The 11,528-nt window shown below is 70.0% G+C and carries 9 protein-coding genes; all 9 read right to left on the bottom strand.

The genetic code is table 11. The features are described from left to right. Nucleotides 1-445: 445 nt before the first annotated feature. The 9 genes from AB0K51_RS22375 to eccD all read right to left on the bottom strand — a co-directional run bounded on the left by AB0K51_RS22375 (nucleotide 446) and on the right by eccD (nucleotide 11,347). Complete coding sequence (locus tag AB0K51_RS22375) at nucleotides 446-2,131, bottom strand: ribonuclease J (protein ID WP_363458270.1); 1,686 nt, start codon at nucleotides 2,129-2,131, stop codon at nucleotides 446-448. 171 nt (nucleotides 2,132-2,302) lie between these two features. Then, complete coding sequence (gene dapA, locus AB0K51_RS22370; RefSeq protein ID WP_363458267.1) at nucleotides 2,303-3,202, bottom strand: 4-hydroxy-tetrahydrodipicolinate synthase; 900 nt, start codon at nucleotides 3,200-3,202, stop codon at nucleotides 2,303-2,305. 237 nt (nucleotides 3,203-3,439) lie between these two features. Next, on the bottom strand, nucleotides 3,440-4,225 hold the full coding sequence (thyX, locus tag AB0K51_RS22365) for an FAD-dependent thymidylate synthase (protein WP_363458264.1): 786 nt from the start codon (nucleotides 4,223-4,225) through the stop codon (nucleotides 3,440-3,442). 33 nt (nucleotides 4,226-4,258) lie between these two features. Further along, nucleotides 4,259-4,720: a hypothetical protein gene (locus AB0K51_RS22360; RefSeq protein ID WP_363458261.1), complete on the bottom strand. Its 462-nt coding sequence runs from the start codon at nucleotides 4,718-4,720 to the stop codon at nucleotides 4,259-4,261. A gap of 1 nt (nucleotide 4,721) precedes the next feature. Then, on the bottom strand, nucleotides 4,722-5,468 hold the full coding sequence (gene dapB, locus AB0K51_RS22355; protein WP_363458259.1) for a 4-hydroxy-tetrahydrodipicolinate reductase: 747 nt from the start codon (nucleotides 5,466-5,468) through the stop codon (nucleotides 4,722-4,724). Between the two features lie 13 nt (nucleotides 5,469-5,481). Then, a complete protein-coding gene (locus tag AB0K51_RS22350) occupies nucleotides 5,482-6,834 on the bottom strand; it encodes a pitrilysin family protein (RefSeq protein WP_363458256.1) in 1,353 nt (450 codons plus the stop codon). 87 nt (nucleotides 6,835-6,921) lie between these two features. After that, nucleotides 6,922-9,132 carry a polyribonucleotide nucleotidyltransferase gene (locus AB0K51_RS22345; RefSeq protein ID WP_363458253.1) on the bottom strand — a complete coding sequence of 737 codons (2,211 nt, stop codon included), beginning with the start codon at nucleotides 9,130-9,132 and terminating at the stop codon, nucleotides 6,922-6,924. 380 nt (nucleotides 9,133-9,512) lie between these two features. After that, complete coding sequence (gene rpsO / locus AB0K51_RS22340; RefSeq protein ID WP_363458250.1) at nucleotides 9,513-9,803, bottom strand: 30S ribosomal protein S15; 291 nt, start codon at nucleotides 9,801-9,803, stop codon at nucleotides 9,513-9,515. 89 nt (nucleotides 9,804-9,892) lie between these two features. After that, complete coding sequence (gene eccD / locus AB0K51_RS22335) at nucleotides 9,893-11,347, bottom strand: type VII secretion integral membrane protein EccD (RefSeq protein ID WP_363458247.1); 1,455 nt, start codon at nucleotides 11,345-11,347, stop codon at nucleotides 9,893-9,895. Nucleotides 11,348-11,528 lie beyond the last annotated feature (181 nt).

Genomic DNA, 11,528 nt, shown 5'->3' with positions numbered 1-11,528 from the left:
CACGAAAGAGCGGCACAGCAACCACCGGAATAAGGCGGCCCTGCGCACTGCGTCCTCGCTAGTGTTTTACTTCAAAAGGAATCTCCAACCCCGAAGAATTTCGAGGCCGGGGATGTCAACATATCTGGCGTTGACTTTTGGCACGCTGTTGAGTTCTCAAGGAACGGACACTTCCTTCAGGCGGCCTTCCGACCGACCTTCCGGGCGCTTCGTTCTTTCGTGTTTCCAGCTTATCAGATCCGCGTTTCCGCTTTTCCCTGATCCGCTTTCGCCTCGGGATTTCCCTTTCGGGCTTTTCCTTTCGGCGCTCCCGAACTCTACCAGAGTTTCTCGGCCTGTTTTCCCCGCCCCGATCCGAACGAATTCGAATCCAGGAGCGAAGCCGCACGACCGTGGGGCAACCCGGAGAACATTACGCACCGGGCTGCCCCAGGTCAAATCAGGCTCAGACCTCGACGACGACCGGGAGGATCATCGGACGGCGGCGGTAGTTGTCTGCCACCCACTTGCCGAGGGTGCGGCGGACCAGCTGCTGCACCTGACGGACTTCCAGGACGCCCTCGTTCGCGGAACGGGTCAGGGCCTCCTCCAGCTTGCCGGCGACGGAGGCGAATGCGCCGTCCTCGATGCCGGAGCCGCGGGCCTGGATGGTCGGGCCGCTGACGATCTTTCCGTTGGTGGAGTCGACCACCACGAAGACCGAGATGAAGCCTTCCTCACCGAGGATGCGACGGTCCTTCAGGGAGGCCTCGGTGATGTCGCCGACCGAGGAGCCGTCGACGTACACGTAGCCGGCCTGGACCTTGCCGACGATGCGGGCGACGCCCTTTTCGAGGTCGACGCAGACGCCGTCCTCGGCGATGACCACGCGGTTGCGCGGAATGCCGGTGGCGATGCCGAGGTCGGCGGCGGCGCGCAGGTGGCGCCATTCGCCGTGGACCGGCATCAGGTTCCTCGGCTTGCAGATGTTGAAGAAGTACAGCAGCTCGCCGGCCGAGGCGTGGCCGGAGACGTGCACCTTGGCGTTGCCCTTGTGGACCACCTTGGCGCCCCAGCGGGTGAGGCCGTTGATGACGCGGTAGACGGCGTTCTCGTTGCCGGGGATCAGCGAGGAGGCGAGGACGACGGTGTCGCCCTCGACGATGCGGATCTGGTGGTCGCGGTTGGCCATCCGGGACAGCGCGGCCATCGGCTCGCCCTGGGAGCCGGTGCAGATCAGCACCACCTCCTTGTCGGGAAGGTCGTCGAGGGTCTTGACGTCGACGATCAGGTTGCCGGGGACCTTCAGGTAGCCGAGCTCGCGCGCGATGCCCATGTTGCGGACCATCGAGCGGCCGACGAAGGCGACCTTGCGCTTGTACTCGTGCGCGGCGTCCAGGACCTGCTGGATGCGGTGCACGTGGCTGGCGAAGGAGGCCACGATGATGCGCTTGTCCGCGTTGGCGAAGACGTTGCGCAGCGCGGCGGAGATGTCGCGCTCGTGCGGGATGAAGCCCGGGACCTCGGCGTTGGTGGAGTCCACCAGCAGCAGGTCCATGCCTTCCTCGGCCAGCTTGGCGAAGGTGGGCAGGTCGGTGAGCCGGCCGTCCAGCGGGAGCTGGTCCATCTTGAAGTCGCCGGTGGCGACGACCATGCCCGCGGGGGTGCGGACGGCGACCGCGAGGGCGTCCGGGATGGAGTGGTTGACCGCGATGAACTGGCAGTCGAAGGGGCCGATCCGCTCGCGGTCGCCCTCGGTGACCTCCAGGACGTAGGGACGGATGCGGTGCTCGGCGAGCTTGGCCTCGATCAGGGCGAGGGTGAGCTTCGAGCCGATCAGCGGGATGTCCGGATTCTCCCGGAGCAGGTACGGGACGGCGCCGATGTGGTCCTCGTGCCCGTGGGTCAGGACGATGCCGTCGATCTTGTCGAGGCGGTCCCGGATGTAGGTGAAGTCCGGGAGGATCAGGTCGACGCCGGGCTGCTCGTCCTCGGGGAAGAGCACGCCGCAGTCGATGATCAGGATCCGGTCGCCGTACTCGAGGACCGTCATGTTGCGGCCGATCTCGCCGAGACCGCCGAGCGGAGTGATGCGGAGGGCGCCCTCCTTGAGTGCGGGGGGCGCGCCGAGTTCGGGGTGCGGGTGGCTCAAAAGACTCTCCTCACGACGCACGCCATATGCCCGGGGGGTTCCTCCCCCGGCGGCATATGGCGTGCGTCCATCGTGGTTACCTGACTGCCGATTGCCGCGCGCCTTCGGTCCCGGTCCAGCGGCGGACCCGGTCGGGTCCGGCGAGCCGGGGGCGCGCACGTCTGTTGTTGGTTACAGGTGTACCCCGCCGGCGGCGAGATCCTCCTTCAACCGGGCGATCTCCGCGTCCGTGGCGGAGATCAGCGGCAGGCGCAGCGGTCCGGCCGCGTGCCCCTGCAGGTTCAACGCCGCCTTGGAGAGGATCACTCCCTGGGTGCGGAACATTCCGGCGTACACCGGGAGCAGGGCCTGGTGGACGGCGAGCGCCTTGGCGGTGTCGCCGGAGGTGAAGGCGTCGACCATGGTGCGCAGTTCGGCGGCGACGACGTGGCCGACCACGCTGACCACGCCGACGGCTCCGACCGAGAGCAGCGGCAGGGTCAGGATGTCGTCGCCGGAGTACCAGGCGAGGCCGGAGCGGGCGATGGCCCAGGCGGCTGCGGCGACGTCGCCCTTGGCATCCTTGTTGGCGACGATCCGGGGGTGCTCGCCGAGGCGGACCAGGGTGTCGAGTTCGAGCGCGACGCCGGAGCGGCCGGGGATGTCGTAGAGCATGACCGGCAGGTCGGTGGCGTCGGCGATGGCGACGGTGTGCCGGTACAGGCCCTCCTGCGGGGGCTTGCTGTAGTACGGGGTGACCGCGAGCAGGCCGTGGGCTCCGGCGGCCTGGGCCTGGCGGGCGAGTTCCACGCTGTGGTGGGTGTCGTTGGTGCCGACGCCGGTGACCACGTGGGCGCGGTCCCCGACCGCCTCGACCACGGCCCGGACCAGTTGGGCCTTCTCCGCGTCGGTGGTGGTCGGCGACTCGCCGGTGGTGCCGTTGAGCACCAGGCCGTCGTTGCCGGAGTCCACCAGGTGGGCGGCGAGGCGCTGGGCGCCGTCGAGGTCGAGCGCGCCCTCGGGGGTGAAGGGGGTGACCATCGCGGTCAGGACCCGGCCGAAGGGCGTCTGCGGTGTGGAGGTCGGAGCCATGAATCCAAAGCTACTCGTAGGGCGGTGGTCGGTAGCCACGCAGGTCCAGGGTTTGGACAGTCCGGACCGCCTGGAGCCGGGCCTGACATGGGATTCCGGTGCTGCGCGCTCGGGGGTTCACGCAGCACCGGAATCCGTGTCCTGAGCGTATGGAGCGGCCGAGAAAGCCGCAATCCAGACATGCCGGACAGTCCGTCCATCTGCCGGTCGGTGCAGGTCAGGGCAGCCGACGGGGCGTCAGACCTTGCGCCAGCCGGGGACCCAGGCGCCGTCCTCGACGGTGTAGTCGCCGAACAGCGAAGGGGCCTCCTTGACCATCAGCTCGCCGATCTTGCCGAACAGCAGCCGGATCTCCTCCTCCGCGCCGGGCGCGGTGCGGTTCTCGATCACGTGCCGCAGGGTGCGCACGTTGGCGGTCCACACCAGGCCGGTGGCCAGGCCCTCGGGGGCGAAGCGGCGCATGAAGGAGGTCTTCTCCTTCTTCTCGTGGAACTTCACGCCCTCCTCGTCCAGCCCGAAGTGGTCGGCCATCCAGTGCTGGAACCCCTCGATCTCCTTCATCAGGCTGGTCGCCCGGGTCATCAGCTCGAGGTCCTCCTGCGCCCACTCGGGGAACCAGAACGGGATGTCGTCGAGCCGGACGAAGCGCAGCGACTCCTGGGAGACGGCGACGCCCGCGCGGTGGCGGACCAGCTCGTGGGTGACCACGCGGCTGACGTTGTGCAGGACGAAGGTGAAGGAGACGTGCTCCAGCACCGAGCCGTGCGCGCTGGCCAGGATGTTCTTCAGGTAGACGTCCTGGTCGGTGCGGACCTTGGTGACGTTCGGGTTCAGGCCCGGCTTCCAGGAGCGGTAGCAGATCCGGCCGGCGAACTCGGCGAGGTTCTGGGCGTCGTCCAGGTCGCCGCGGTCGACGCGCTCCAGCCAGCTCTCGCCGCCGACGTCCTGCAGGTAGGCCGCGACCTCGTCGTAGTCGAGCTCGGGGCGGGCGATGAGGTGGACCTGGGGTTCGACAGCGCGCATGGAAAACGTCCTGAGGTCTGGGGAGAGTACGGGTCAGTCTACGGCGGCGGCCGAGGCATCCCGGTCATGCAGCGAGATGGCGTGCTGCATCGCCTTGCGGGCGCGGGGCACGTCGCCCGCGTCCGCGTAGGCGACGGCCAGGCGGAAGAAGTTCCGCCAGTCGGTCGGGGCGGCCTCGGCCTCGGCCTTGCGGCGGTTGAACACGGCGTCGGCGGAGGCGCGGTCGATCCGGCCGCCGCCGGTGCGCACGAGCTCGTCGACCGGCAGCCCGCCCTCGGCCTCCAGCTGGCGGGCGAGCCGTTCGCTGGCCCGGCCGAAGCGGATGGTCTGCCGGAGGAACCAGACCCCGATCAGCGGGATGACGAAGGCGCACACGCCGATGCCGATGCCCAGCGGCTTGCCGGTGGCGACCAGTTGGACGCCCTCCCCGACGCAGATCAGGGAGACCAGCAGCAGGACGCCGGAGAGCACGAAGAAGCCGGTGCGAGAGGTCATGTCACAGGTCCAGGAAGTGTTCCAGGCCGAAGGTCAGGCCCGGGTGGTCGGCGATCTTCCGCACGCCGAGCAGGATGCCGGGCATGAAGCTGGCGTGGTGCATCGAGTCGTGACGGATCGTCAGGGTCTCGCCGGTGTCGCCGAACATCACCTGCTGGTGCGCGAGCAGGCCGCGCAGCCGCACCGCGTGCACCGGGACGCCGTCCACGTCGGCGCCGCGGGCGCCGGGGAGGCTGTGGGTGGTGGGGTCCTGCTGCGGGGGCAGACCGGCCTCGGCGCGGGCCGCGGCGATCAGCTGGGCGGTGCGGGTGGCGGTGCCGGACGGGGCGTCGGCCTTGCGGTCGTGGTGCAGCTCGACCACCTCGACGGACTCGAAGTACTTCGCGGCGACCTGCGAGAACTTCATGCCGAGGATCGCGCCGATGGAGAAGTTCGGCGCGATCAGCAGCCCGGTGCCCGGGTTCCCGGCCAGCCAGCCCTCGACCTCGCCGAGCCGGACGTCGTCCCAGCCGGTGGTGCCGGTGACCACGTGGATGCCGTGGTGCAGGCAGTAGTCGAGGTTGCCCATCACCGAGTCGGGGTGGGTGAGTTCGACCGCGACGTCGACCCCGGCGTCGGTCAGCTCGGTCAGCTTCGAGTCCCGGCCGAGCGCGGCGACCAGCTCCATGTCCTCGGCGGCCTCGACGGCCTTGACCGCCTCGGAGCCGATCCGGCCCTTGGCGCCGATCACGGCGACGCGCAGCGTCATGTCAGTTGTCCTCTCAGACCAGCAGGTCGGCGAGCTTGGCGGCCCGCCGGTCGTTGATCGGGCCGATCAGGGCGAGCGAGGGCCGGTACGCCCCCAGCACATCACGGGCGACGGCGTGCACGTCGTCCAGGGTCACCGCGGCCATCTTGGCCAGCATCTCGTCCACCGACAGGTGGTGGCCGTAGGAGAGTTCGGCCTTGCCGATCCGGTTCATCAGCGAGCCGGTGTCCTCCATGCCGAGCACGGTGGAGCCGGAGATCTGGCCGATCGCGCGGTTCAGCTCCTCCTCGGTGATGCCCTCGGCGACCACCCGGGCGAGCTCCTCGCGGCAGATCCGCAGCACTTCCTCGACCCGCTTGGGCTGGCAGCCGGCGTAGATGCCGAACAGGCCGGTGTCGGAGTAAGAGGAGGAGTAGGAGTAGACGGAGTAGGCCAGGCCGCGCTTCTCCCGGACCTCCTGGAACAGGCGGGAGCTCATGCCGCCGCCGAGCGCCGCGTTGAGCACGCCGAGCGCCCAGCGGCGTTCGTCGTGGCGCGGCACGCCGGGGACGCCGAGCACCAGGTGGGCCTGCTCGGTGGGGCGGTTGAGCACCGCGGCCTTGCCGGAGGTGCGGACCGCCTTGACGCCGCGGCGGACCTCGGCGGGGTGGCCGGTGGACTTGGCCAGGACCGGCTCGAAGGCCTTCTGGACCAGCTTGACCACCTTGCCGTGGTCGAGGTTGCCGGCCGCCGCGACCACCAGGTTCTCCGGCTTGTAGCGGCGGTGGTAGAAGCCCGCGATCTGCTCGCGGGTCAGGTCGCCGACGGTCTCCTGGGTGCCCAGGATCGGGCGGCCGAGCGGGCCCGAACCGAAGATCACCTTGGCGAACAGGTCGTGCACCACGTCGCCCGGGTCGTCCTCCGCCATCGCCATCTCTTCGAGGATGACGCCGCGCTCGGACTCCACGTCCTCCGGCCGGACCAGCGAGCCGGTGAGCATGTCGCAGACCACGTCGATGGCCAGCGGCAGGTCGGTGTCGAGCACCCGCGCGTAGTAGCAGGTGTTCTCCTTCGCGGTGAAGGCGTTCATCTCGCCGCCGACCGCGTCCAGCGCGGCGGAGATCTCCAGGGCGTCGCGCCGGGCGGTGCCCTTGAAGAGCAGGTGCTCCAGGTAGTGGGTGGCCCCGTTCAGGACGGGGGTCTCGTCCCGGGAGCCGACGCCGACCCAGATGCCGAAGGTGGCGCTGCGCACCGTGGGCAGGGTCTCGGTGACGACGCGCAGGCCGCCGGGGAGCACGGTGCGGCGGACCGTGCCCGCGCCGTCGGCGCCCTTGAGCAGGGTCCGGGTGGTGCCAGATGCCTGGCGCGCGGCCGGAATTTGGGCCACGGGGTGGTACCTCCGTCGGTTGACGCACGAGTCAGGGGCACGAGGCTCAAGCAGAGCCTCGCGCCCCTGACCGGTTGCTCTGGCGAATTACTCGGCGGCGGCGGCCTCGCCGCCCTCCTCGCCCTCGATGACCGGGATCAGCGACAGCTTGCCGCGCGGGTCGATCTCGGCGATCTCGACCTGCACCTTGGCGCCCACGCCGAGCACGTCCTCGACGTTCTCCACGCGCTTGCCACCGGCCAGCTTGCGGATCTGCGAGATGTGCAGCAGGCCGTCCTTGCCCGGCATCAGCGACACGAAGGCGCCGAAGGTGGTGGTCTTCACCACGGTGCCCAGGTAGCGCTCGCCGACCTCCGGCATGGACGGGTTGGCGATCTGGTTGATCGTCGAGCGGGCGGCCTCGGCGGCCGGGCCGTCGGCGGCACCGATGTAGATGGTGCCGTCGTCCTCGATGGTGATCTCGGCGCCGGTGTCCTCCTGGATCTGGTTGATCATCTTGCCCTTGGGGCCGATGACCTCGCCGATCTTGTCCACCGGGATCTTGATGGTGATGATCCGCGGCGCGTTCGGGGACATCTCGTCGGGCGAGTCGATGGCCTCGTTCATGACGTCGAGGATGTGCAGGCGCGCGTCGCGGGCCTGCTTCAGCGCGGCGGCCAGCACCGAGGCCGGGATGCCGTCGAGCTTGGTGTCGAGCTGCAGGGCGGTGATGAAGCCGCGGGTGCCGGCGACCTTGAAGTCCATGTCGCCGTACGCGTCCTCGGCGCCCAGGATGTCGGTGAGGGTCACGTAGTGGGTCTCACCGTCGATCTCCTGCGAGATCAGGCCCATGGCGATGCCAGCGACGGGGGCCTTCAGCGGCACACCGGCGTTCAGCAGCGACATGGTCGAGGCGCAGACCGAGCCCATCGAGGTGGAGCCGTTGGAGCCCAGCGCCTCGGAGACCTGGCGGATCGCGTAGGGGAACTCCTCGCGGGTCGGCAGGACGGGCAGGATCGCCCGCTCGGCCAGCGCGCCGTGGCCGATCTCGCGGCGCTTCGGGGAGCCGACGCGGCCGGTCTCGCCGACCGAGTACGGCGGGAAGTTGTAGTTGTGCATGTAGCGGCGACGGGTCTCCGGGGAGAGCGTGTCGAGCTGCTGCTCCATGCGCAGCATGTTCAGCGTGGTGACGCCCAGGATCTGGGTCTCGCCGCGCTCGAACAGGGCGGAGCCGTGGACCCGCGGGATCGCCTCGACCTCGGCGGCCAGGGTGCGGATGTCGGTGACGCCGCGGCCGTCGATGCGGACCTTGTCCTTGATGACGCGCTCGCGGACGATCTTCTTGGTCAGCGCGTTGTACGCGGCGCTGATCTCCTTCTCGCGGCCCTCGAACTCCGGGAGCAGCTTGTCGGCGGCGACGCCCTTGATCCGGTCCAGCTCGTTCTGGCGCTCCTGCTTGCCGGCGATGGTCAGCGCCTTGGCCAGCTCGTCCTTGACGGCGGAGGTCAGCGCGGCCAGCACGTCGTCCTGGTACTCCAGGAAGCGCGGGAACTCGCCGGTCGGCTTGGCGGCCTGCTTGGCGAGCTGGGCCTGGGCGGCGCAGAGCACCTTGATGAAGGGCTTGGAGGCCTCCAGACCGGCGGCGACGACCTCCTCGGTGGGCGCCTCGGCGCCGCCCTCGACCAGGGCGATGGTCTTGGTCGTGGCCTCGGCCTCGACCATCATGATCGCCACGTCGCCGTCCGGCAGGACGCGACCGGCCACGACCATGTCGAAGACGGCGTCCTCGAGCTCGGAGTGGGTCGGGAACGCCACCCACTGGCCCTTGATCAGCGCGACGCGGACGCCGCCGATCGGGCCGGAGAACGGCAGGCCGGCCAGCTGGGTGGAGGCGGAGGCCGCGTTGATGGCCACCACGTCGTACAGGTGGTCGGGGTTGAGCGCCATGACGGTCACGACGACCTGGATCTCGTTGCGCAGGCCCTTGACGAAGGACGGGCGCAGCGGGCGGTCGATCAGGCGGCAGGTGAGGATCGCGTCCTCGGAGGGCCGGCCCTCGCGACGGAAGAACGAGCCGGGGATGCGGCCCGCGGCGTACATCCGCTCCTCGACGTCGACCGTCAGCGGGAAGAAGTCGAAGTGCTCCTTGGGCTGCTTCGAGGCGCTGGTCGCCGACAGCACCATGGTGTCGTCGTCCAGGTACGCCACGGCGGAACCGGCCGCCTGGCGGGCCAGGCGGCCGGTCTCGAAGCGGATGGTGCGGGTGCCGAAGCTGCCGTTGTCGATGACGGCCTCGGCGTAGAAAACGTTCTCTTCCACCTGGAAGATCTCCTCTTTGTTTCGTCTGTCTTCCAGGAGCGTCCCAGCGCTTGCCTGCCTGCGGCCCGGGCAGCTGGGCCGGTCTTCGATCGAAGCCACCGGGTCGGGCCCCGTCTTCTCGGGGACTCCCGGCGGCCACTACCGAGGACCGGCGCCTCGGCCATGCGGCGGTCGGCGTGTGGACGCTCCTGCGGTGTGGGCGGCTTCCGTGTGAAGCCGTGCTGCCCGCATGGGCGGGCATGCCCTTTACCTTACAAATTCACACCCCGTCGAGCGCGGCTTTACGGCTCGCGTCCATCCGAAGGGTGTGGTTTTCGGGGTGGCGCGGATGCGCCGAAGGGCGGCTCCCCCGGTCAGGGGAGCCGCCCCTAAGAGCGGAGTCAGCGGGCGCCGCCGGCGGCACCGCGGCGGATGCCGAGGCGGTCCACCAGGGTACGGAAGCGCTCGATGTCCTTCTTGGCCAGGTACTGCAGCAGGCGGCGACGCTGGCCGACCAGGATCAGCAGGCCACGGCGCGAGTGGTGGTCGTGCTTGTGGAGCTTCAGGTGCTCGGTCAGGTCCGAGATACGGCGCGAGAGCATCGCCACCTGAACCTCGGGAGAGCCGGTGTCGCCCTCCTTCTGGCCGAACTCGGCGATGAGCTGCTTCTTGACGTCAGCGGCGAGAGCCACGGGCATCTCCTTCGGTTACTGGCCGAGCGACCCTGGTAGGCGACACAGGCTCTGAAAAGACTCGGACGGACCTACGATACCAGCGCGGCTCAGCTGGTCGCGCCGCGGATGATGTTGTAGACGTTCAGCACGGCCAGCGCGAGCGGCACCAGGGCGATCAGCATCAGGCTGTCCACCATGTCCAGGATGCGGCCCCAGAACGGCGACACCCCGGAGCGCGGCACGATCAGCGCGATCGCGACCATCACCGCCGCGCCGGCCCCGATGGAGGCCGACATCCACACCGTGCGCAGGTCGGCGCCGGTGGCGCCGGAGGTCAGCAGGTGCAGCGGGGTGTGCAGGGACAGGCCCAGGATCAGCAGCGACAGGCCGGCCAGGCCCGCGATGGTGAGCGCGAAGACCTGCGCGGTGTACCGGAACAGCCGGGCGCGCAGCATGGTCGTCACGCCGATCGCCAGGGCGAGCAGCTCGGCGAAGGTGCGGTCGCTGAAGCCGAGCACGGTGCAGGCGCCGACGATGGTGGCGGAGGCGCCGCCGACCAGGCCGACCAGCACCTCGTGGCCGCGGCGGGCCTGGGCGGCGATCCGCTCGTACTGGACGGTCTCGGCGCGGTCGGTCTCCTCGCCGTAGGCGGTGCCGCGGGTGCGGGTCTGGCCGGGGGCGCTGAAGCCGACGGGGAGCCGGGCGAAGCGGGCGGAGAGCGCGGGCAGGAAGCCGATCACGGCGACCGCCGCGACGCCGGTGACGGCGGCGATGTCGGTGATCGCGGTGCCGGAGAGCAGCACCGCGGCGAAGGTGGCCAGGGTGCCGGCAGTGGCCAGGAAGGCCGTGGCGACGAAGACCGAGTCCTTCTCCGGCAGCAGGCCGACCAGCAGGACGGAGACCACCAGCACGGTGACGCAGCCGACCAGGAACTGGAGCCGGCCCGGTCCGTCGCCGACGTGCGGGACGTCGATGACGCCGGAGCCCGCCAGCATGGCGTGCGGCAGCGCGCCGAGGCCGAGCGCGAGCGCGGCGGCGTGGTCGTCGTAGACCCGGGCCCGCACGCCGGCGTAGGTCACCAGGACCACGGCGGTGACGCCGGACAGGATCCCCGGCAGGCCGTACATGTCGTGCCGCAGGTCGGAGAACCAGAGCGCGAAGGCCAGCAGGACGAGCAGCACCGTGCCGGCGATCAGGCCGAAGGCCCGCATCAGGTCGGGGCTCCAGAACCGGCGGTCGGCGGCGACCGCGGAGGCGATCGCGTCGGCGACGTCGTCGTAGACGGCCGGCGGCAGTGACTCCGCGAACGGCCGCAGGCTCAGCAGGTCGCCGTCGCGGACCTGCTGGGCGATCAGCGGCAGGCCGCTGTCGAGCACGGTGCCGTCCCGCCGGACCAGGTGGAACCCGGTCGGCGTGCCGTCCACCTGGGTCTGCCCGGAGAGCCGCAGCACCTCGGGGTAGATGTCGGCGAGCGGGACGTCCTCCGGCAGGGCGACGTCGATCCGGCTGTCCGGTGCCACTACGGTGACCCGGCAGAAACCGGTCGCTGCGTTTGTGCTCACCGGCCCTCTCCCCCTCGTTGGCTGTGTCGGCAAGGCTGCGACCTCGTCTCGACGGGTACCGGAACTGTCACGGCCCGAACGAGAGTTGGCGCGGCGACACCTTACCCCCCACGGCAACCGTGTGCTGCGGCGGCCCGTCGACGGGGACTCAGAAGCCGCTCCGTGGAAGGGTTCCGACCCC

The organism is Kitasatospora sp. NPDC049285 (assembly GCF_040678815.1).
Lineage (GTDB): Bacteria > Actinomycetota > Actinomycetes > Streptomycetales > Streptomycetaceae > Kitasatospora.
Note: the sequence above shows the minus strand (reverse complement) of the source record. Positions and strands in the feature narration are given on the sequence as shown.

Excerpts from the sequence above, each read along its gene's own strand:
- dapA (WP_363458267.1), bottom strand. The coding sequence starts at position 3,202 with ATGGCTCCGACCTCCACACCGCAGACGCCCTTCGGCCGGGTCCTGACC.
- thyX (WP_363458264.1), bottom strand. The coding sequence starts at position 4,225 with ATGCGCGCTGTCGAACCCCAGGTCCACCTCATCGCCCGCCCCGAGCTC.
- AB0K51_RS22360 (WP_363458261.1), bottom strand. The coding sequence starts at position 4,720 with ATGACCTCTCGCACCGGCTTCTTCGTGCTCTCCGGCGTCCTGCTGCTG.
- dapB (WP_363458259.1), bottom strand. The coding sequence starts at position 5,468 with ATGACGCTGCGCGTCGCCGTGATCGGCGCCAAGGGCCGGATCGGCTCC.